At 65.6% G+C, this 20,144-nt stretch carries 24 protein-coding genes; 17 read left to right on the top strand and 7 right to left on the bottom strand.

Going from position 1 to position 20,144, the window contains the following annotated elements; all coding sequences use genetic code 11:
- Window positions 1-17 precede the first annotated feature (17 nt).
- Both A8M77_RS30155 and A8M77_RS30150 read right to left on the bottom strand, forming a co-directional pair.
- Complete coding sequence (locus A8M77_RS30155; protein WP_086925155.1) at window positions 18-752, bottom strand: YcbK family protein; 735 nt, start codon at window positions 750-752, stop codon at window positions 18-20.
- Complete coding sequence (locus A8M77_RS30150; RefSeq protein WP_143694816.1) at window positions 739-1,206, bottom strand: hypothetical protein; 468 nt, start codon at window positions 1,204-1,206, stop codon at window positions 739-741. Before A8M77_RS30150 ends, A8M77_RS30155 begins: the two co-directional genes overlap by 14 nt.
- 214 nt (window positions 1,207-1,420) lie before the next feature.
- Between A8M77_RS30150 and A8M77_RS30145 the strand changes: the two genes are divergently transcribed.
- From A8M77_RS30145 to A8M77_RS30135, 3 genes are read left to right on the top strand one after another with little or no spacing between them, the layout of a single operon-like run.
- Complete coding sequence (locus A8M77_RS30145; RefSeq protein ID WP_086925153.1) at window positions 1,421-1,897, top strand: hypothetical protein; 477 nt, start codon at window positions 1,421-1,423, stop codon at window positions 1,895-1,897.
- Between the two features lie 14 nt (window positions 1,898-1,911).
- Window positions 1,912-2,364, top strand: coding sequence for a bactofilin family protein (locus A8M77_RS30140; RefSeq protein ID WP_086925152.1), 453 nt, complete (start codon window positions 1,912-1,914; stop codon window positions 2,362-2,364).
- Between the two features lie 17 nt (window positions 2,365-2,381).
- Complete coding sequence (locus A8M77_RS30135; protein WP_086925151.1) at window positions 2,382-3,239, top strand: hypothetical protein; 858 nt, start codon at window positions 2,382-2,384, stop codon at window positions 3,237-3,239.
- A gap of 79 nt (window positions 3,240-3,318) precedes the next feature.
- On the opposite strand, the gene A8M77_RS30130 is transcribed toward A8M77_RS30135, so the two are convergent.
- On the bottom strand, window positions 3,319-3,786 hold the full coding sequence (locus tag A8M77_RS30130) for a hypothetical protein (RefSeq protein ID WP_143694815.1): 468 nt from the start codon (window positions 3,784-3,786) through the stop codon (window positions 3,319-3,321).
- A 329-nt stretch (window positions 3,787-4,115) separates the two neighbouring features.
- Here A8M77_RS30130 and A8M77_RS30125 point away from each other — a divergent pair, with 329 nt between their 5' ends.
- The 7 genes from A8M77_RS30125 (at window position 4,116) to A8M77_RS36285 (ending at window position 9,165) form a co-directional block, all read left to right on the top strand.
- Window positions 4,116-5,639: a DNA topoisomerase gene (locus A8M77_RS30125; RefSeq protein WP_086925149.1), complete on the top strand. Its 1,524-nt coding sequence runs from the start codon at window positions 4,116-4,118 to the stop codon at window positions 5,637-5,639.
- Window positions 5,636-6,142 (top strand): DNA topoisomerase, encoded by a 507-nt coding sequence (locus A8M77_RS37315; RefSeq protein WP_086925148.1) that lies wholly within the window; start codon window positions 5,636-5,638, stop codon window positions 6,140-6,142. The genes A8M77_RS30125 and A8M77_RS37315 overlap by 4 nt, the downstream gene beginning before the upstream one ends.
- Before the next feature lie 65 nt (window positions 6,143-6,207).
- On the top strand, window positions 6,208-6,528 hold the full coding sequence (locus A8M77_RS30115; protein WP_086925147.1) for a hypothetical protein: 321 nt from the start codon (window positions 6,208-6,210) through the stop codon (window positions 6,526-6,528).
- A 44-nt stretch (window positions 6,529-6,572) separates the two neighbouring features.
- Window positions 6,573-6,809, top strand: a complete 237-nt coding sequence (locus A8M77_RS30110) for a hypothetical protein (protein WP_086925146.1) — start codon at window positions 6,573-6,575, stop codon at window positions 6,807-6,809.
- Between the two features lie 15 nt (window positions 6,810-6,824).
- Window positions 6,825-7,337 carry a hypothetical protein gene (locus A8M77_RS30105; protein ID WP_086925145.1) on the top strand — a complete coding sequence of 171 codons (513 nt, stop codon included), beginning with the start codon at window positions 6,825-6,827 and terminating at the stop codon, window positions 7,335-7,337.
- Complete coding sequence (locus tag A8M77_RS30100) at window positions 7,337-7,813, top strand: hypothetical protein (RefSeq protein WP_086925144.1); 477 nt, start codon at window positions 7,337-7,339, stop codon at window positions 7,811-7,813. Before A8M77_RS30105 ends, A8M77_RS30100 begins: the two co-directional genes overlap by 1 nt.
- A 113-nt stretch (window positions 7,814-7,926) precedes the next feature.
- Complete coding sequence (locus tag A8M77_RS36285; RefSeq protein WP_158101024.1) at window positions 7,927-9,165, top strand: hypothetical protein; 1,239 nt, start codon at window positions 7,927-7,929, stop codon at window positions 9,163-9,165.
- Window positions 9,166-9,201: 36 nt separating this feature from the next.
- Here A8M77_RS36285 and A8M77_RS36280 read toward each other — a convergent pair whose 3' ends face one another.
- Window positions 9,202-9,375 (bottom strand): hypothetical protein, encoded by a 174-nt coding sequence (locus tag A8M77_RS36280; protein ID WP_158101023.1) that lies wholly within the window; start codon window positions 9,373-9,375, stop codon window positions 9,202-9,204.
- Between A8M77_RS36280 and A8M77_RS30090 the strand changes: the two genes are divergently transcribed.
- The 6 genes from A8M77_RS30090 (at window position 9,374) to A8M77_RS30065 (ending at window position 15,498) form a co-directional block, all read left to right on the top strand.
- Window positions 9,374-9,679 (top strand): hypothetical protein, encoded by a 306-nt coding sequence (locus tag A8M77_RS30090; protein ID WP_086925142.1) that lies wholly within the window; start codon window positions 9,374-9,376, stop codon window positions 9,677-9,679. The genes A8M77_RS36280 and A8M77_RS30090 overlap by 2 nt on opposite strands.
- A 7-nt stretch (window positions 9,680-9,686) precedes the next feature.
- On the top strand, window positions 9,687-11,006 hold the full coding sequence (locus tag A8M77_RS30085; protein ID WP_143694811.1) for a hypothetical protein: 1,320 nt from the start codon (window positions 9,687-9,689) through the stop codon (window positions 11,004-11,006).
- Window positions 11,007-11,026: 20 nt separating this feature from the next.
- Window positions 11,027-11,377, top strand: coding sequence for a hypothetical protein (locus A8M77_RS30080; RefSeq protein WP_086925140.1), 351 nt, complete (start codon window positions 11,027-11,029; stop codon window positions 11,375-11,377).
- Window positions 11,378-11,621: 244 nt separating this feature from the next.
- Window positions 11,622-12,842 (top strand): hypothetical protein, encoded by a 1,221-nt coding sequence (locus A8M77_RS30075; protein WP_143694810.1) that lies wholly within the window; start codon window positions 11,622-11,624, stop codon window positions 12,840-12,842.
- On the top strand, window positions 12,814-14,349 hold the full coding sequence (locus tag A8M77_RS30070; protein WP_143694809.1) for a hypothetical protein: 1,536 nt from the start codon (window positions 12,814-12,816) through the stop codon (window positions 14,347-14,349). The genes A8M77_RS30075 and A8M77_RS30070 overlap by 29 nt, the downstream gene beginning before the upstream one ends.
- A gap of 9 nt (window positions 14,350-14,358) precedes the next feature.
- Window positions 14,359-15,498, top strand: coding sequence for a hypothetical protein (locus tag A8M77_RS30065; RefSeq protein WP_086925137.1), 1,140 nt, complete (start codon window positions 14,359-14,361; stop codon window positions 15,496-15,498).
- Window positions 15,499-15,513: 15 nt separating this feature from the next.
- Here the strand turns inward: A8M77_RS30065 and A8M77_RS30060 are convergent, their stop codons facing one another.
- A complete protein-coding gene (locus tag A8M77_RS30060; protein ID WP_086925136.1) occupies window positions 15,514-16,800 on the bottom strand; it encodes an RNA-guided endonuclease InsQ/TnpB family protein in 1,287 nt (428 codons plus the stop codon).
- A gap of 114 nt (window positions 16,801-16,914) precedes the next feature.
- Between A8M77_RS30060 and A8M77_RS30055 the strand changes: the two genes are divergently transcribed.
- Window positions 16,915-17,124: a hypothetical protein gene (locus tag A8M77_RS30055; protein ID WP_086925135.1), complete on the top strand. Its 210-nt coding sequence runs from the start codon at window positions 16,915-16,917 to the stop codon at window positions 17,122-17,124.
- Window positions 17,125-17,127: 3 nt separating this feature from the next.
- Here A8M77_RS30055 and A8M77_RS30050 read toward each other — a convergent pair whose 3' ends face one another.
- Window positions 17,128-17,418 (bottom strand): hypothetical protein, encoded by a 291-nt coding sequence (locus A8M77_RS30050; RefSeq protein WP_143694808.1) that lies wholly within the window; start codon window positions 17,416-17,418, stop codon window positions 17,128-17,130.
- A 575-nt stretch (window positions 17,419-17,993) separates the two neighbouring features.
- Complete coding sequence (locus tag A8M77_RS36275) at window positions 17,994-19,907, bottom strand: DNA primase (RefSeq protein ID WP_202820674.1); 1,914 nt, start codon at window positions 19,905-19,907, stop codon at window positions 17,994-17,996.
- Window positions 19,908-20,144 lie beyond the last annotated feature (237 nt).

Genomic DNA, 20,144 nt, shown 5'->3' with positions numbered 1-20,144 from the left:
GAACACTGCCACCACCCTCACGACCTCCAAGATCGGACCCTGCCAGAGTCGGTGTGGGTGAAGGAACGCCCCACGTAGACCCCGACACCGCCGGCGCCGAGCCACTGGGCGAAGCGGCCGAACTGCTCGATCGGAACGCCCGGGATGCGCGCATCGACCGCCCCGCCGCGCATGTGCCAGCTGTCGCGCGCCGAGCCCTCGGTGATGGAGTTGGTGATGGGGTGCCTGAAGGCGCTTGTCCAGTCGATCGGCCTGGCCATGTTGAACCAGCCGAGCCAGCTCGTGATGGCGTAGTGCACGTCGAAGATGATCGGGCTCATCATGGTCCACTGGGAAATCTGCTCCCTGGTGAACCGTCCCGAATCGAGCGCCATGCGAATGTGGGGGCTGTTCTCCCGAATGAGGCGTTCCAGCGTCGTGTCCCGCGCGAACCAACACAGGCGTTCGTATTCACTCTGGACAAGCTGGCCGTTGCGCCAGTAGGTGCTCTTGACGACCTCGCCCGTGGAAGTGCGGCGAACCCAGACGGTGCGGTCGCGCGTCCAGAACTCGTCGCGTTGCGCTGCAGGGGGGAGGGCGCCCGCCGCCGCGGCGCTCGCCTGGGCGTGTGCGACGCCGGCCTGCTGCAACAGGAGGATCGAGCCGAGGCCGAGGCCGCCCAGGCCACGAAGCGTCGCGCGCCGGGTCAGCGGCTCAGGCAGGCCCGAGGGAGCCGTGCCTTTGGGGTGGACGTACGGTTCAGGCGACAGCATGGGCCGGGCGATCAGTGGGTTGGAGGGATGGACGCGCCTGGAGGGCTTCGTTCACCACCCGGGCGAGGTTGGAGCCGGGCTTGCAGGCGACCGCTCGCTCGCGGTTCACGACGCTCATAAGCGTCAACACTTCGATCACGAGGCATGCATTGGGGCCGAAGCCCCCGCTCACCTTTGCGGCGCTCTTGTCCCGGGCGTCCTCGCCCCAATAGTGCACGGCCGTCGAGATCTCGTCGATCGAGAACGTCGCGGGCCCCGGCTCGACTTGGACCGTATCGGCCGGGCTGGCCGGGCTGCGCGGGCTGGCCAGCGAGGGGGCTACCGGCGCCGAGGCCGCTGGCGGTGGCGCGGCCGGTTCGGGTTGCTGGACGAGAGCGGAGAGCTCCGCCTGGTCGGGCGAGCTGCGCAAGGACGGGCGGGGCGCGCGGGAGCGCTTCTTCCGGGAAGTAGTCATGCTGGGAGGCATTGCTGTGCTGAGTGAGGCGATGCTATTATCTCCGTAAAAATAGCATGCCACAAACGCGAAAGCTGGCAACGAGCGCAGCATTCGAACTCGCGCGCATCGATCTTGGGGAACAGCATTGAAGACGAAAAATTCTGAGGGGCGCCCCTCAGCCACAGGGATTGCTCGCGCCGATCGCGCGAACGTGCCTTCGCGCGGACAGGCCGTGACCTCGGTCGACTGGACGCGGGCTTTGCTTCGCGCGGACGTGATCGATCTGCCGGGCTTCGCCGGGCCGGTGATCTCCGCCAAGGGCGTCCCGTGGATCCGTTTCGGCCCCGAATCTGCCGACACCGCGGCCCTCAACGCGAACTCCATCGCTTCGCGGATTCGCATGCGCACGGTGGTGGTCCTTGCGGTGGCCTGCACGATTGCTGCATTCGCCTTCGGCTCGCTCCTGCAGATCCACCTCGGGTCGTCCGCTGCCCAGCAGCGCCTGACTGCGACGCTTCCGGCGTGGAAGGTGGTTCAGGTCGACGCCGATGGCGTCACCATCGCCCTGAAGGATGCGGCCGACCGGCCCTTGCGCGTGCAGCTCGGCAAAGCCCTCCCCAACGGCGAACTTCTTCTCCAGACCGACCCGGCGCGCCGGATCTACCGGACCTCTTCCGCAAGCGTTCTCGTGCGCGAAGACGCGAACTAAATCACCAGGCCACCATGAATTCAGCACCCCTTAGCGCCCATGCGTCCGCTCACCCGGACGCCGAGCAGGCAGTCTCGACCCTGCGCCTGTCCATCGAGGAGCACGCGATCGGCATGGTGATTCCCCCGACGGCGGTGTTCGACGGGAACCTGAAACTGGACTGCGGCGTGGTCATCTACGGGAAGTTCCGCGGAACTCTCGAGTGCGCCAAGGGCACTGTCATCATCGCACCGGGGGCTCACTTCAGTGGGCGCCTGTCGGCCGAGCGCATTGCTGTAGCCGGCAAGGTGGGCGATCCGGCCAAGGCGGCCAAGGACAGCGCGCTGCTCATCGCGAGCGAAGACCTGCAGATCGGTGATGGCGCTGACATTCATGCGGTCATCCGCGCGCCACTGTTCAACATCCCGATGGGCGCGAAGCTGAACTCCAGCGTCATCAAGTCGATGCTGGGCACCGGGGCAGGATGATGGCGGCGAATCCTCCCATGACGATGAGCGTGGTCAACCGCGTGCGGTTCACGGCTTGGGCGTGGCTTGCTTCAGCGTTCCTTGTTGGCGCGACGACCGGAGCGGTCGTCGCCGGCGTGCCGCTCTGGAAGCAGCTGCAAACCGCCAAGGATGATGCGTCGCGGCTGCACCAGGTCGAGATCCTGACAAGGGCGGTTGCGCCTGGCGCGGATGTCGATGCGCTCGTTTCCCTTGAGGAGCCCCCCCGGGCGGCCCCGGCGCCGGCGGCAAAGCAGGCGGCGAGTCCTGAGCCGACCCCAGTGGTTGCTCAGGCCGTGGCCTCGAACCCGGTCGCGAAGGTGGAGGCTGCGGCCCCGGCAGAGGACGTCGCCCTGGCCGCGAATGCTGCCCGAGCCGAGGAAGCCGAGCGAAAGGCCGCCGAGGCGCGAAAGGCAGCCGCGGCCGCCGATGAAGCAGAGCGCAAGGCCAAGGCGGAGCGCCAGGCCAAGCTCGAGCGAGAGCAGAAGCTCGCCAAGGCTGCCCACGAGGCGCAGCAGCGGAAGGAACGCGAACAGGCTGAAGCACGGGCTGCGGCAACGCGTGCCAAGCCGCCGGTCGAGCAGCCGGAGCGCCGGGAGGCCGTGGTCCAGGTGGCCGCACCCGTGCCAGTAGCTGGAACCAACGGCCCGACCGAACGCGTCACGAAGGAAGAGGCCGGCCTGTCCGAGATCCAGGCCGGCGGCGTGACCTTCAAGAGCGGGCGCCGGGTTGCCGTCGGGGATAGCTTCCCGAGCGGCGAGAAGCTCATCAGCATCGATCCGAGGATCGGCGAGATCATCACAAGCAAGCGGCGGATCGTGATCAAGCCGTCGGTTGTCCCGGCTGGCGTGTCCTGATCGGGCCTCCAGGTGATCTGCGGCAGCGAGATGGAGAGGGCGCTCGCCCGCTTGTGTCGTCACCGGCCCTGGAGCCAGGTCACTTTGCAGGGGCCGCGGTGCTCGCTTGAGCGGGCACGATGCAGCATGGTGGCGGCGCCTTCATTTCACCATGGGCAAGCAATGCCGCAAGGACCAGAACAGCCGCGGCCCAGATCTTCGCAGCGGTGTCCTGCAGGCGCTTGAACTGATCGAACTCCGCCGGGTCGCCCCATTTTCGGTAGATGAACGCATGCTCACAGAAGAAGAAGATCGGCACGCCGATCACCCATAGAGAGCTCACGACGAGGGCATGTGTCTTGTACTCCCGTCCCGCCTCGAGCATGAAACCCGCGCAGCCGAGAAAGAAAACAAAGAAAAAGACGCCGACCATAAACACACGGTTCCCGATCTCAGGCGGGTCGCTAGATTGGCTTCTGGCGCGCTGTTTCGTTGCTTGCTGTTTTAGCCGGTGGTTCGCTTGGGGTTTCAGCTGGTGGTTCGACTGGTGTTTCAGCTGGTGGTTCACTTGACTCATCTGAGGTGGCCAATTAGCTGTCCTCCATGTTGACAGCCCCGCGCGCCCGCATCGTTGCGTGCACGCTGTCGCCAGCGAACGCTTCGCCGGGCGAGCGCGCTGGACATCGAAGGCTTGGCCCCGCACTGCGCCATCGCAGCTCACTGTCAACACCGCGCCGGCGGCGCCGGCGGCCTGCACGCGTTGGGGACCCGCGCTGGCGGCGTGCGGCCCGATCAGCACGAAACCAACACAAAGAATCACCATCTGCTCGGGCGAATGCGTTCGTGCAGTAGTATTGCCGCAAACGTAACAATTATCACGAAGCAAGTAAGCAAGCAATGGCAGGTGAACAGGTCGTATGGATAGCGGAGAAGCCTTCGGCGGCCAAGGATCTGGTCGCGGGGATGAAGCTCGCCTATGGCATCTCCTGCACGAACGAGTCGACGGCGCCTCGCGACGGCTATTTCGTCATCAGCAACGGCCATGTGGTGCTGCCCCTGGCCGGGCACTTGCTCACCACGGCACGGGTTTCTGAGTACCTGTCCCCTGAGATGGCCAAGCTCGAAGAGGAGCGGGTCTTCGACCGGTACAAGGACTTCCTGCCCGTCCTGCCTCCAAAGCTGATCTCCCACCCGCGCACAGACGAGAAGAAGGGTGCCAAGGGGAAGCCAGCTGGTGCCGGGAAGCCATTCGGCCCGTACCTGGTGGCCAAGAAGTTCCTGCGTCGTGGCATCAAGGTCATGAACGCCGGCGACACCGATCGCGAAGGCCAGCTCATCGTGGACGAGCTCCTCGAGCACTTCGGAATCGACCCGGCCGGCCCGAACGTCTTTCGCGTCGAGTTGGTGTCCAACCGGGCCGAAGACATCGCCCAGACCCTCAGGAAGCCTTTCGACCGCAACGGGGACCCGAAGTGGGCCAACCGCGGCGAAGCGGCCCGCGTGCGCCAGTACCTGGACTGGGTCTGGGGGCTGAACCCCTCGATGGCCTACCAGGCGCTGCTGCGCAAATCGAACATCGGCGTCGGCCGCGTGCAGACCCCAGTTCTGGAGATGGTGGACGCGAGGCGCCGGGCCATCGAGAACTTCAAGCCGACCGACTACTTCATCCCCGTGATCACGCTGCGCGACGGCACCGTCATGCGCTGGCACAAGCGCGAAGAGGCTGCCGGCACGCCGGGATTCGACCTGGAAGGCCGAATCATCGACGAACAGGTCGCCAAGCAGATCGTCCGCGCGATCACCGGTGGCCTGAAGGGCACCTGCGTGCAGGCTACCGCGAAGGAGCACAGCGAGAAGCCCCCGCTTCCGTTCTCCCTTGGGGCGCTCCAGGCCGAGGCTGCGCGCCAGCACGGCATGACGCTGGACGAGGTGACCGACGCGGCCCAGAACCTCTACAAGTCGAAGGCGATCTCGTACGTCGGGACCGACTGCCGCTTCCTGCCCGAATCGATGCACGCGGACGCGCGCAAGGTGATGGCCCAGCTGGCGAAGCTCTTTCCCGGCCAGGCCCAGGGCGCTCACATGGAGATCAAGGGCGCCGCCTTCAACGACGCAAAGCTCGACGAGCACTTTGCGATCGTCCCGATGGGCCTGCCCAACAGCGGCGCGAGCCGGAACGAGCAGGCCGTCTTCCGCACGATCGCCAAGCGCTTCATGGCCCAGTTCTACCCGGACTACGTCTACAAGCAGCACTCGCTGATCGGCCGGTTCGGCCAGGACGAGTTCCGCGCCAGTCAGAAGCAGGAGATTCGCAAAGGCTGGAAGGAAGTCGAAGCCGACAGCGAGTCGAGCGGTGAGGCGGAAGCTGGCGCCGGCGGCGATGGCGAGGTCCGCGGTGAAGTGCAAAGGATTCGCGGATGACCGACCCGACCGACAAGTTCGCTGGCTACCAGACCGGCGCCGTGATGTACGCAGTGAGCGCGAAGATCGAAGCCAAGCGCACGAGCCCGCCGAGCCCTTACACGGAAGACGAGCTGATGGACGACATGCTGTCGGCTCACAAGTTCGGGCGCAACGACCGCGAGCGGGAAATGCTCAAGCGCGTGCAGGGCATCGGCACGTCGCGCACGCGCGGCACGATCATCACGAACCACCTGGACCGCGACTTGCTGCGCCGGGTCAAGAAGGGCAAGAAGCACCAGCTGCACATCACCGATTTCGGCACGCATCTGCTGAGCCAGCTGCCGGACTCGCTCAAGAGCGTCTCGATGACCGCGCTCTGGGAGCTCGCGCTCGCAGACGTCGCAGAAGGGCGTGCGAACTCGGACCTACTAAAACAAAAGATTTCGGAAATGGTGAAAAGGTTGCTCGTCGAGGCGTTCGCTTCGCGTGGCGTTTTGCCAACAGATAGCGCCCTAAGGTGACTCCGACGAAAATTGGATTGTTCGTGAAAGTATTACGACACAATTTAAATGGAGAGCCACTTTTTATGAACCTCAACTTCTCGCAGCAAGCAAGGGAACATCAGATGACTGCACTTTTGGGAGGCGTGGCGATGACCATGAACGGCATCGCTCCATCGCCGGAGCGGGCAACCCAGCTCAACAAGCTCCTGGACCGCATCTCGGCCGGCGTCGGTGTCACCGTCGAGAAGGTCAAGAGCGTCCTCGCCGCCTATTCGACCGGTGGCGCACCCGCGCGCGCTGACCTCCTCGAGGCCGGCGCCGAATGGCGTGCCCAGGTGCCGGTCCTGCGCCAGGCGCCTGAGGCTGCGCACGAAGCCGACACCAGCAACGCTCCGCGAGGCTGATCGGTATGCGCGGGGCCGTTGCAAGCCATACCTCGATGAGCCGGATGGGTCGTGTCCTGGCGTGCGTCGAGCAACTGCCCGACGATCTTCGGGCTCTGTTCCACGCCACGATCGTGCGCGGAGAGCCGAAGGCCGCGGCATGCGTTGCGGCGCAGATCGACGGTGAAGCCTTCGATCAGCGCTATGCGAGGCTGCTGCGCGAACTGAAACGCGATCCTTCCCGCGTCGTTCTGCCGCAGGTCCCGCGCCTGCGTTTCCCCTTTCCCCCGAAGAAGCTGTAGGCGCAGGAGCCCCTCATGAAGCCGTGTGTTGGTTGGGACAACCCCGTCGTGCTCGACGACATCGAGCTGTATCACTTCGCCACCGAGGGCGAGCGCAAGCTGGCCGCCAGCCTGATCCGTTCGAGCATCGAGGACATGGTGCTGCTCCAGAAGGTCAAGCGCGGCGAGCGCTTCCTCAACCGAAACCTCTCCGTCGAAGAGCTCGAGGTGGGCCGCGACTGGGTGGCGAGCAACAAGGGCATCCTCTCGTTCGAGGAATGCTGCAACATCTGCGCGCCGGACCTGGACTGGCGCTCGGTGCAACAGGCGATCCTGATGGATCCTGAAGCCGCGCTTCATCGCATCCGCACCCAGAACTCGACCATCGTCGACAACGAGGTCGCGCTGCCCCAGACCGAGGAAGAGGTTGCTCGCGGCGACGAACCGGTCACGACCGGGCGCCTGGCCATGAGCCTCATGCACATGATCCAGGGCGACCTGGAGTTCGGCCCTGAGGACGAGCCGTCCTACCGTCCGATGGCCTGCTGATGATCTCCGTCGAACGTCTTCTCATCAACCTGGCCGTCACCAACGAGGTTTCCTTCACTGCGGGCGGCGTCGACTACATCCCCGCCGAGATCTTCGCTGGCAAGGACTTTTCATTCATGCCCGCCGTTGTGGCGCAGGCTGTCCGGATCGCTCGGGAATTGAGCGTGGGCATCGAAAGCGACTTCGACATGGAGCTCGTGGGCGCACAGGCCTTTGCGGCTCCCGGTGCCTTCGAGTTCACCGTAACGGTACGCCCTCTGGGTGATGACGTCGGCGTTCTGCGAGGGCTGCTGTTCCAGCAGGCTGCGGATCGCCTGTTCGGTTGGAACGATGACAAACGCGTCGATCTGATGACCGTGTTCGAGCGTTTCAGGGATGACGGCTACGAGCGGGAACGCCAATCCCTCGACGCCTACACCGCCGCACTCGCTGCACGCGCCGAAGCCCAGCAACCCCAGACATCGATGGCCGCATGACTACCACTACTGACACGCCCAAGGCCGCGGCAGGGGCCGCATTCGGCTTCGGTGGCAACAAGTTCCTCAAGCATCAGCTCAAAACGGGGCGTCTTCACACGAAGGGCTCTGGCGTGGCCGCCGCTGAGCCGGAAGTCAAGAACCCGGCCGGTGCGCCCGTGACCGACGCCGCTGTCGACCCGTATCCGGGTGGCGAGGACGACTACGAGGCAACGCAGCCGGTACCGGCTCCTGCCGCTTCAGCTTCTCCTGCCCCGGCTCCTGCAACGCCTCCGGCACCAGCCGCATCGACTGCCGCACGCTTTCAGGCCGCGCCCCGTCCGCTGGGATTCGGCTTTGGCCGCCAGACCCTGGAGCCGGCGGAGGCGAGTGCTTCCAAGCCCGTGTCTGCGCCGTCGCCGGCGAAAGCGCCGGCGGCTGCCGCTCCAGCTGCGGCCCCCGCAGCCGCCCCGGCCGCCGTGTTCCGGCCCTCCGGCTTTGCCCGCGTGGGCGCCGCTCCTGCGCCTGCGCGTGTAGCGGCACCAGCGCCGGCGGCAGGTTTCTCGGGGGCGGTTGCCTCGCAGCGGGCCGCGGGCAGCACCAAGGTCCACATCTCCACGGTCAAGCTGCTGACCCGGCTGGTCGGCGCCGTGGCGGCGCGGCCGGGGATCATGGCCGAAGAGCATGTGCGCAGCGAGACGCTGCGCGATCTGCACCGCCAGGCTCTCGAGCTGGGAACGTCCCTCGCTCAGCGCTGCGTTCTCAATGGCCCGGCCCCAGATTGGCTGCGCGCGCAGGCGACTGACGCCGCGGCCAACACGATCTGCATGGCTTGGGAAGGCGGCATGAGCGCCGACAAGATCAAGGCCTTCAACGAATCGCTCGCGACGCAACTCGGCGCGATCGCCCAGGATGCGGAGGAGATCGCCGGTCGCGTGGGCTTCGACGGCTACGCGGTCGCGGACACGGTCGAGACCGCCCAGGCGCGGCTCTACGTTTCCGTCACCGCCGCCATCGGCCGACTCAGCGTGCTGGGCGTCCCGCCGGCGCGCGCGGCCCAGTGCATCGCCGAGATCGTCGACCACCTGCAGGCGGCCGAGAACCCCGCCGGACTGAAGCTCGACCTGCGCACGGCCTGGTTGCAGGGCAGCCTCGGTCGCTGCACCGATCTCATCGCCGCCATTCTCCAGTCCCAGACGCTGGTGCCCGATGGCGAGGACCGCCTCTCCTTCGCACAGCGCCAAGCGCTGAGCCTTTCCCAAGAAGTCGAAAACTATGCGCAGCAATTCATCAATCGCAAGCCCGAAGAGCCGATCGAAGGCATTCACGAAGGGCAAGAGCCTGATCCTGGCTCTGTGCCTGGCGCTCGGTAACCTCAGCATTGCGCAGGCCGCAGTCGACTACTGCGGTCAGGCCACCTCGGCGAGCAGGGCTGCGCTGGATCGCGCAATCCAGCGCCAGAACACGGCCAACTCGAACCTGTCGAGCGCGATCAACCAGGCTGCGAACTGCCAGAGCACCGTTACGAGCGCCATTGCGCGGGTGATCCCCAACATGGCGAATACGTCAGGCTCGTCGTTCATGGACCAGATCGTCAACCAGGCGTCCAGCCAGATCGCGAGCGCCGCCTGCTCCGCCCTCAATCAGGCAACCAGGCAGGTCACGGGCGGCATCAACAGCGGCGTGAACGACGCCCTGCACGGGGTGAATAGTGGCGTCAAGGACGCTCTTGGGGGCGGTACGTTGGGCAGTATCGGGAGTGGCGTTGTCGGAGCGGCGACGGGCAACGCAACGAGCGGAATTCAGACCGGCGTGAACCAAGCCGCCAACGCGGCGACCGGCTCCCTCTGGGATCAGATCTCGTGCTCGATCAGCGGCAAGTGCTGAGCATCCATTGAACCCGGTCTCCATCGACACAATGAAAACTCGAACCATCCTTCATCGACGCCTTGCGCCGATGCTGGCGCTGTCCGCCATCGCGGGCGCAGCCCACGCCCAGATCCCCGTGACTGACGGCATCCTGATCGCAACGGTGCAGCAGTCGACGCAGCAGATCACCCAAACCATCCAGAACGGCTTCCGTGACCAGACCGAGACGCTCTCGGACAAGATCGCGGACCTGAAGAGGGGCCTGGCCAACGCCATCTCCGGCGCGGCCGAGACCACCTCGAAGGCCTCCAGCGGGGCCGCAAAGGTTGTGGCGGAATCCGCCCAGCGCACCGCCTCCGAACAGGCCACGATTCGCGATGAGCAGCGCTTCAGCGGCATCGATCCCTGCAACGTGCTCGTGAGCACGATCGGCACGTCGGAAGCCAGCCGCGGCGGTGTGACCGCAACAGGTGGCGGCAGCGGGGGAGGGGGCCCGAAGCCGGCGCCCGGCGGCTCCGCAGGCATGAATGACGTGCTGGATGTGGCCGAGAAGCGCAAGGCTGCCGGTCTTCCTGAGGTCGAGGCTGCGAAAGCCGCCAAGGCGGCATGCTCGACGTTCGCCGTCAACGGGGGGCTGCGGGGGAGCGCTTGCACAGACTCCGGGTTCTCCGCCTCGAACAGCGCTGGCTATCCGGACGCGGACATCCGCGCCTCCACTCTCTTCGACGGTCCCCAGACCGACGCGGACGGCACGAAATTCACCCGACGCCTGACCGTCGATATGTCAGGTGCGGAGGGTACGGCGCTGCGCGCACTCATGCGCAACCTCGACCAGCCCGTGCAGCTGCAGGACCTCACCAAGGCGCAGCGCGCCACGGACGCGGGCCGCCAGTTCATGGCCCTGGAGAATGCTTTTGCGGCGCGCATGAGCGTGGCGAAGTATCCGCAGGAGGCGCAGGCGAACCTGCTCGCGGCCAAGCCCGAGCTGATCGAGATGGTCAAGCAGATGCTCAAGTCCGAGGACGGCCCCTATGTCCAGAAGTATCTGGACAAGAACGCGCCGAACTGGTCGAGCAAGGGCATTTCGATGGCGGAACTGATCGCTCTGGAAACTCAGCGCCGCTACATGAACCCGGACTGGCAGCTTCGCCTGCTCACGATGTCCGACACCGACATCGCCCGCGAGAACGTGCGCATGCAAGCGATGAACGCATGGCTGCAAAGCCTCGCCCTGGACCGCCAGATCGTCGCATCGGTCATCGAATCGAATGCCGCCCAGGCAGCCATCCGATCGGAAATGATGCCCCAGCTCGTCGCTGCGAACAAACGCGCCGTGAGCCGCTGACCCCCAAGGAATCTCAAAGAATGAACAGCCCCCAAGCCTCGTGGTTTCCCGACCCGTCGCACAAGCCGCGCGCAAAGGACAACCTCGTCATCACCGACTTCGCAACGATGGAGCGCGGAGACGCCGCGTGTCTGATCGTCAAGGCAGAGCCGGGCATGCAGCCTCCAGTGAGCGCCCGCTGGCTGGCGTCCGCCCTTGAGCTGACGTTCCAGGAGCCGCCGGCGCGGACCATGCTCTTTGTCGCGCCCAAGTTTCGGACCAAGTGGGTCAACACGGTCGTCGTGGCCCTCTTCGATGGCCCGGGCGACATCATTAAGGGGCGCATTACCATAAACGACATGGTGCCTGTCCCGATCAAGATCACCCGCTGATCCGCTGACCCGACGTTTCAGCCGCGTTGAGCGGTCCGCGGTGCATCTGTGTGCGCACCGCAATCTTCCGTAATTTCGCAACCAAACGCCACCGATTCGCTGCCGTGGCGCTTCGCGCTTTCGCATTACCACCGCCGGCAATTTGCGAGTCAATTGCCGATCGTCGTTCGGTCGGTACCTGAAGAAAATTGCTCTGCGAGAAAACATTTCCGCGAGATATTGAAACAGCGCGGATGATCGAAACATGCGAGTCCTGTCGTCCAAAAGTTTCAGCGCGAAAGAGCGTGCCTCATTGCAGGGCATGCTCGACGCGCCCGAGCGCGTGGAGATCCACGGCTCGGATCGCGCCTGGCGCGCGGGCGTGCTCGCGGCAGTCGCGACGACCGCGGGCATGAGCTTCGGCTTTGCTCGCGCAGACACGGACCCAAGCCACCTCTCCCATATCGACGCGCCGCCCGTTTCCTTCTTCGCGAGGAAGGCGGTCGTGCCGAGTACGGACGCAGCCGCCGGTGAGTTGATGCGCCGCGCCGGCGCGCAGGAGATCGCCGCCACTGCCGTGAGCGTGAAGCCCACCGTATACCCGTTCGCCTTTCCTGCGGGAATGAACGAGGACCAGGTCCACGACAAGGTGGTTCAGTTCGTCTTTAGCGGACGGGTCATGGAGCCGGCGCTGGGTGGCCCCATCCGGCTGCAGAACAACCTGGTCGCCGACGTTCCGAAGACGGAAACACCAGTCTCGTGGAGCTATGTCGCGAAGGAGAAGGGCCGCACGGGCTGTACCTTCCTCATCAGCGACCAGCACGCGCCGGCCATCGCGTCACTCGCGCGGGCCACAGGCCTGAGCACCGAAGCCGCCCTCGATTTCGCGGTCATGCACGAAAGCGCGCACTGTGCGCAGCAGGCCGAGACAGTGACTGCCGCCTACGACGTGATGAAGAGCGGGCGCGTGCTCCCCGAGCGCGTCTCATCGGGCATGCTCGGCGCGCAGGCCGAGGAGGCAATCGCCAACGGCAAGGAAGCGGAGGTCTTCATGAGCGGCTTCCTATCTGGCCGGTCCAACATGCTGAGCGCTGAGCGCTTCGCTGATGCCTTCGCGATGATGGCCCTGATGGCCCAGAACCGGATCAACGGGCAGCAGATCGAGGGTCTGATCGCCTGGCGGCTGAGCGACGCCCCCACCCACAACACGGCCAGCTTCCTCGCGTTCGTGCGCGACCAGGTGCGCCGGGATCCTTCCGCCTTCGCGGCGATGCAGACCGCAGCCGGGCCGGGCTTCGACGCGCAGGCGATCGCCGCATTTCTCCGCCCCCAGTGGAACGCGTTCGAGAAGGCAGAGATCACCGCGCGCCGCGAGAGCAGCGAAGGACTCAAGGAAGTGCTCGCGTCCGGTATGAAGGCGCGCAACGCTGCTTCCACCCCGTCTGCGGCCACCACTCATGGCCGCTCCGTTTCCTCCTCCAACTAGAAGTCCCGAAATGGCAACACAGAACCGCTTTTCTGCCGCAGAGCGAGCCCAGCTCGAGGCGATGCTCGCTGAACCCGAAGTCGTCGAAGTGCACGGAAACGACACCGCCTGGAAGAACGGCGTGATCGGCGCCATCATGGCCACTGCCGCCATGAGCTTCGCGCCAGCTGCGCATGCCGACAGCCCCAGCCTCTTCGAGCGCACGATTTCCAACGTGGTGTCCAGTGTCGCGACAAACGCGGTGGCCACCGGTGTGCGCAACGTCATGAACGAGGGCATCTCGGCGGTCTCGCAAGGGACGCGGGATCTTGTCAAGGGCACTACCTCGGAGGCGAATGCGCCAGGGGCCCAGAACGGCAACGTGGTGAACCGCACGATCTTCAACACCGGCGGCAACGTGCGCACGACCACGCAAGCGAAGCCATCGTTGGCCCAGTCGCTGGGCCTTGCACGCACCGAGGTGCCCCAGTCGACGACCGAGCTCGCCGAAGTGATGGTGCGCAACGACGTGGGCTCAATCGCCGCCACCTCGAAGCTGCGCCCCGTGATGTTCCCGGTGGTCATCTCCTCGGGCGACGCATACAGCCAGTTTGACGACGCTGCCAAGCGCGCGGTGGCGGTTGTTCCGCCGGCGGGCGTCGGTGGCCAGGGGCTGCTGCGCGACAGTTTGATGCAGGCCAAGGTCGAAGGACCGACCGCCATGATGTACATGGGCGCGCAACCGAACACCTCCGGCTGCCTGTTCGTGGTTCATTCCAACCAGACCGACTTTGTCCAGCGCATGTCGCAGAAGACGGGCCTCTCGCCGAGGGAGGCGATGGACTTTGCGGTGCTGCACGAGGCCGCTCATTGCGCGCAGCAGGGCGAGGCCATCGCTGCTGCGTTGGACGCCCAGACCGGCCGGTCCGCGCAAGCTCGCCAGCGCATCATGGTTTCCGGCCTCGTCGATGTCCACACCGAGAAGGCGATCAAGACGGGCGACTTCGGGCGTTTGAGCAGCCCCGCGACGGGCGACAAGACGATCCGTTCGTCGGAGCGATACGCCGACGCCTACGCCGCGCTTGCGATGAACGCCCAGCAGCCGCTCAACGGCCAGCAATGGAACGGCATCGCCTCCTGGCGCATCAACGCGGGCGGCCATGACACCTCGAACTTCGTCAAGTGGGTGCAGGACCAGGTCCAGCGCGACCCCAAGGTGCAGCAGGCCATGCGGTCTACCGAAGGCGCTGGCTTCAACGCGCAGGCCGTGGCCAGCTTCTTGAAGCCGGTCTGGAAGGCATTCGAGGCCCGCGAGATGGAACTCGAGCAGAACTACCAGCGCGCCAACCAGACGACGCGACCCGCCGAGCGCGTAGGTCAGGTGTCTGCCGAGCGAGTGAGCCTGGCTGCCCAGTTCGGTATCCGGCCAGCCGGAGAGGCCAGCGCGATCCCGCAGCGCAGCGATCCGCGTGGGTACACCGACGAGGACCTGGAGACGCTGAGCGGCGGCGCTCCGCGCCCCCGCTGATCACCCAGGATGAAGCACGAAGAGCTTGAACTGCTTCTCGCCGCGCCGGAGCGCGTCGAGATCCACGGGTCGGACCGGAAATGGCGCGCACATCTGCTCGGCGCCATCATGGCCACGGCCGCGATGAGCTTCGGGCCGGTCCAGGCGGCAGCCCCTGAGCCAGCACCCTCATTCGTGCCGGGTGCCCAGGCGACGGCACCGGGCGCCCAAGAGGCTTTGGTGGCCGCAGCTATGCGGCGGGCCGGCGCCCAGGAGATCGCGACTGCGACGCGGAGCACGCAGGTCGCCATGTTCCCCTTCCCGTATCGCGCTACGCTGGCCGGTACCGAGCTGCGCGGCCAGGTCGGCGACTACGTCAGCGCGAACCCGGGCCTGCTTCCCCCGGTGAATGGAGGTCAGGAGCGAACGGGCGCCTACATCGAGAGCATCGCCCCCCAGATCGATCACCCGCATGCCTGGGCCTACGCGAGCAAGGCGCCAGGCCGAACGGGCTGCGTGATCCTGGTACCGGATCGCGCTGTGCCCGAGTTCGGGGATCTGATGCGGCTCGCCGGCATTGATCGCGACACGGCTGCTGCCTTCGTCCTCGCACACGAGGCGGCCCATTGCGCCCAGTTCAGCGAGGGGCTTGCCGCGATGCGAGACATCGCGCTGACCGGGCGGGTGCGACCAGAACGGGTGGCGTCCAACCTTCTCGACGTGCGCTTCGAGCGCATGCTCATGGTCGGCGCGCCGGCGGCGGAGCTGCTCGCGAAGAGCATCGAGCGGACCCGATCGTCGGAGCGCTATGCCGACGGCTTTGCTGTGCTGACGCTGCTGGCGCGCGGTGCGATCACGCCGCGGCAGCTCGATGGCATCGCGGCCTGGCGGGAGGCTGCTGCATCAAAGGACGGGCATGACACGAGTAGCTTCCTGCGGCACCTGAAGGAGACGATCGTTGCCAGGCCTTCCGCGCTGGCCGCCCTGCGCACGCCGGACGGGCCGGGGTTCGATGCGCATAGGGTCGCGGCACTCCTGAAACCGCTGTGGAAGGCGTTCGAGATGGACGAGCTCGAAGCGGAATCGGTCCGTCCTGAGCAGAAATCCCGTGAGGATCACGCCCTTTCCATTGACATCCTTCCCGCCCTGACGGGCGAGAATTCCTACTGAGGTCGAACGCCATTGCTACGCATCCGTAAGCCCTTCGGTGGGTTCCTGCTTCACTGGGGCTGCGCGCTTCGTCCTTGCGAACGCTGCGCGTCTGACCACCCCTCCACAGGCATCTGATCTCGCGCTTGTGCCCGAGATCCAGGCCGCGTGCCCCGCGGCCAGAATGTTCGTTGCGGCATTGATGTCCGCATGCTCTGTATGGCCGCAGGCCACGCAGGCGAAGACACTTTGCGTCTTCCTGTTCTCGGCTGCCTGGTGGCCGCAGATCCGGCAGGTGCGGCTGGTGTAGGCCGGATCCACGGCCAACACTTGACCACCACGAGCGGCGAGCTTGTACTCGAGCTGACGCCGGTACTCACCCCAGGCGGCATCCAGAATGGCGCGGTTCAGGCCCGCCTTCTGGCGCACCATCTTGCCCGGCAGCGCGGCGTTGCCACGTGCCGAGGCGGTCATCGAGGCAACTTGAAGATCCTCGATCGCGATGACGGGATGCTCGCTGGCCAAGCCGCTCGTGAGCTTGTGCAGCCAATCGTTTCGTTGCTGCGCGATGCGCTTGTGCAGCGCGCGCAGCTTCACGACCGCCTTCTTGCGGTTGTACGAGCCCTTGACCTTGCGGCTGACGCTGCGCTGGTATCGTCGCAGGCGCCGCTGCTGTGCTTTCAGCGCCGCGAGCGGCTCAATGAGCCGCCCGTCCGAAAGACCCGCGAAGTTGGCGACTCCCAGATCGATGCCGAGCGACGGCGCGACGCAGGCGGCTGGCACCACGCCGGCCTGCAGCGTCTGGATCGCTACATACCAGCGGACGCCCTCTCGGGTGACGCTGGCATTGCGCAGTTCGCCGACGACCTGTCGGCTCATGCGCAGCCGCAGCCAACCGAGCTTAGGCAGTTGCAAGCGCCCATTGGCCGCGTCCAGCTTGAACTGCTTGCTGTCCGGAAAGCGAATGCCAGGCTCCTCACCCCTCTTCTTGAAGCGAGGGTAGCCGGGCGTCCTGCCCGCCTTCACATTCGCGAAGAAAGTCCGGAACGCGGTGTCCAGGCGCTTCAGGACCTGCTGCTGCGGTTGCGCGGGGCCTTCGGCTAGCCACGAGGTCTCAGGCGCATTGCGCCAGACCGTGAGCCAGCCACACATGCTTGCGTAGCCCGCGTACTTCTGACCGCGCTCGCGGCGAGACTGCTGCTCGGCCAGCGCACGATTCCAGAGCCAGCGCATCATGCCAGCGTAGCGCGCCAGTTGCTTCTCCTGGGCGGGTCGCAGGCGAAGCTGAAAGCGGTAGGCACGAAGAGAAGAATCGGCGGGCATCAAAAACAGTATCTACATCCAAAGGCATTTCGCGCAAGGACACAAGGAAGAATACGTGCTTTCCTTCCCCGTATTTTTCGCGGGACTTGACGCAAATTCCAGTAAAGTGGCCCTATGACCACCACCGCACATCGCTTCACCGACCAGGAACGCATCGGGCTCGAACTCATGCTCGACGCACCTGAGGCCGTGGAGTTCCATGGCACGGACATGACCTGGCAGAAGGCGCTGGGTCAGGTGATCGCGCCGGCGCGGGCCAAACCGTCCTTGAAGGACGTGCTGATGGCGGGTAGCGCGCCGCCGGTGGACGTTCCGCGCGGGTAACTCTCACCCTAGCCCGTCCAAGAGCTTTTGGGTCTCGGGCAACACGTACGAGTCGCCGCGCGCACGCTTCAGGATATGGATCGTCGGGGCCTGCATTGCCTCCGATGCAATCTTCCCCATGCCTGACCCGAGGAAGAATATGCGCGCCGGAGCCAGCACCTCGACCAGTGGTTTGCCGATCTCCCTGGACGCCAAGCGGATTAAGCTATCCGATGGTGCGTCGTTGTCGCGCGTCCGATAGGGGAAGGCATTGAGGAAGGCGATCTCGGTGACGTCGACCTTCGCGGCCTTCAACACCGGGTAGACGATCTTGCGCAGATTGAATGACTTTAAACTGCTCTATGTAGGCGGCCACCACCTCGTCGAGCAAGGCGCTGGCGGAGACATCGGATGGAGCGTCACGCAGTGCCAGGAGAGCTTTCTCCAGGGCTGCATCTCCAGATGTCTTCGTTTGAAAGTCACCGCCTCCACCTGGATTGGCCGCGACCAGCAGGGTGCCCCCAGGCCGGTACCTGGTTCCAACGTAGCCAAGGTATGGGGTCGTTGCTGACTCAGCGATGGAATGTGGGGCATGCCGGTCTTCGGGAGATCCGTAGATCTGTTCTCGCCGGAACTGAAGCGCCTTTCTGAAGGCGATTGCAATGCGACTGCGGTCTGTGGATGACATGTGCACCTGGTGGAGTTGCTGCCGCGAGCTTGCGCGCGGACCAGTGCATCGTCTCAATTCATCGAATTTAAGTAAAACGTTCCTTCTCAGACCTGTGGCGGCGCTGGGTCATCGCTTGACTTAAATTCGACGAAACTTTGTAACCGTCGAACGCCCTTCGGGTCCCCGCCTTTCGTGCGCGTGAGGCGGGGAGGACGTGCCCTCATCCAAGCTCCCGAAGCTCGCGAATGTAGTCCGCCGTCGAGATTTCGCCGCTCGCGCGCTGGGCCTGCAGTTCGGCGCGAACCTGCTGGCGGCGGTGGATCTCGAAGAGTTCCGCATGCGAGAGGAGGGCATCACGCGCCAGGAGCCATTCCGGCGACCCCTCGGCGGCCCGCTGCGGCGGCAAGGCCTCGTCCAGGGCGTCCATATCCTTCTGCAGGCGCAGCTCGGCCGGATCGTCCAGGTCGAGCAGCCCGACGATCTCGTCGCGAACCTGGAGCGCCACCTCGGGGGCCGCGCGCACGGCATCGCGAAGCTTGGCCACGATCGAGCTTTCCGCGGCGGTGAGCACGGGCGCCCGCGCCGGGGTGGTGACGGCGGGCCGGCGGTAGCCGAAGGACTGGAAAGAGTTGCTGCCCGCGGCGCCAGGCGGCGCTGGGCGGGCCTCGTCACCGGTGAGCGCCTGCTGGAACATCTTCCAGTACTCCCTCGCCAGGGTCTGATCGGCCGTCATCAGCTTCAGGATCTGCTGGAAGCGCTGCTGAAAACGGGCGCGCTGCTCGGGCGACTTCGCGCCGCCGCACTCCTCGAGCAACTGGTCGCGCAGGAAGAACGAGAGCGACTTGGCCGAGGCCTCCACGAGCTGGTCGAAGGCGTCACGACCATGCGTGCGGACGTAGTCGTCCGGGTCCTGACCGTCAGGTAGTGTCAGGATGCGGATGTCGTGGGTCGCGCGTACCAGCGGCAGCACGGTCTCGGCTGCCTTGCGGGCAGCCTTCTGGCCGGCAGCGTCGCCGTCGAACACGAAGATCACGCACTCGGTGAAGCGCAGGAGCGTCTGAAGCTGGCTCTCCGTCATTGCCGTGCCCATGGACGCGACGGCGTTCTCCACGCCGTACTGCGCCAGCATGACCACGTCCATGTAGCCCTCGACCACGTGCACGCGCTTGGCTTTCCGGATCGCTTCGCGAGCCTCGAACAGGCCGTACAACACGTGGCTCTTGTGGAAGATTGGCGTCTCGGAGCTGTTCAGGTACTTCGCCCCCGAGCTGTCCTCGATGAGCCTGCGCCCACCGAAGGCCACGATCTTGCCGGCCGTGTCCCGGACCGGGAAGATTAGACGCGCACGGAAAGTGTCATAGTAGGAGGCCGGTTGCGCCGGCGGCGCCGCTATCGTCTGGGCGGTTGCTGGTGCCAGGCTCGCCGCGCGCGTGGCGTTCGGGAACCCGAAGGGCTTGCGAACTGATGCGGCGGGTGGGGGGGCTGCTGCCGGGGCTGCGCCACCCTCGCGCTCCTCGCGCACACGGATCAGGTCGACGGCCGCGAGTGTGGTGGCCGCGTCGTGCTGGCCCGGCGCGAACGTCTCGCGCGGCCAGTCCAGTTCCTTCAGCGTGCCCCAGCCTTCCGGCGCGAGGCCGATGCGGAAACGGTCGATGGTGGTCTTGTGGATGCCGCGCTTCGAGTGCACATAGCGGGCGCTGTCCGCCTGGAAGCCGGCGGCGTCAGGCCGGGCCCGGATCAGGTCAAGAGCGCCGGCGAGCTCGCCGGAGTAGCGGTCCGCTGCGATGGCCATCGCCAGGTGCATCGCCTTCTTCACATCGGGCGGCGGGCGCCGCACCACCGGCGCATGCGGGTCCGGTGCTGGGATCGCGACCCCGGCAGCCTGAGCCATGTCCTCGATCGTCTCGCGGAAGGACATGCCCTCCATTTCCATCAAGAACTGGACCGCATCGCCGTGCGCGCCGCAGCCAAAGCAGTGGTAGCTCTGGCGGGATGGCGTTACGGTGAACGAGGGCGAGCGCTCGGTGTGGAAGGGGCACAGGCCTTTGAAGAGCGCTCCTCCGGCGCGCTTGAGTTCGACGTGCCGGCCCACGACCTCGACGATGTCGACCCGATGCTTGATCTGGTCGATCACGGACCCGTCGATGTTTCGGCTGCCACCTCCTGCACTCCCGCCTGAAAACCCGGCGGCCTGTGGGCGCTCGGGAGCATCGTTGCTCAGCATCCCGGCACCCTCAGCGCGTCACTTGGATGTAGACCGCCTGGTGATGGACGATGTCGGAGCTAGTGTGCTGTCCCGCTAATAAGTGGCATAAATAATGCATGCCTTTGCGGTATCTTGGAACTGGAGATACCGCGATGAACAGAGGCC

It is taken from the genome of Variovorax sp. JS1663 (assembly GCF_002157355.1).
GTDB lineage: Bacteria > Pseudomonadota > Gammaproteobacteria > Burkholderiales > Burkholderiaceae_C > Variovorax.
Note: the sequence above shows the minus strand (reverse complement) of the source record. Positions and strands in the feature narration are given on the sequence as shown.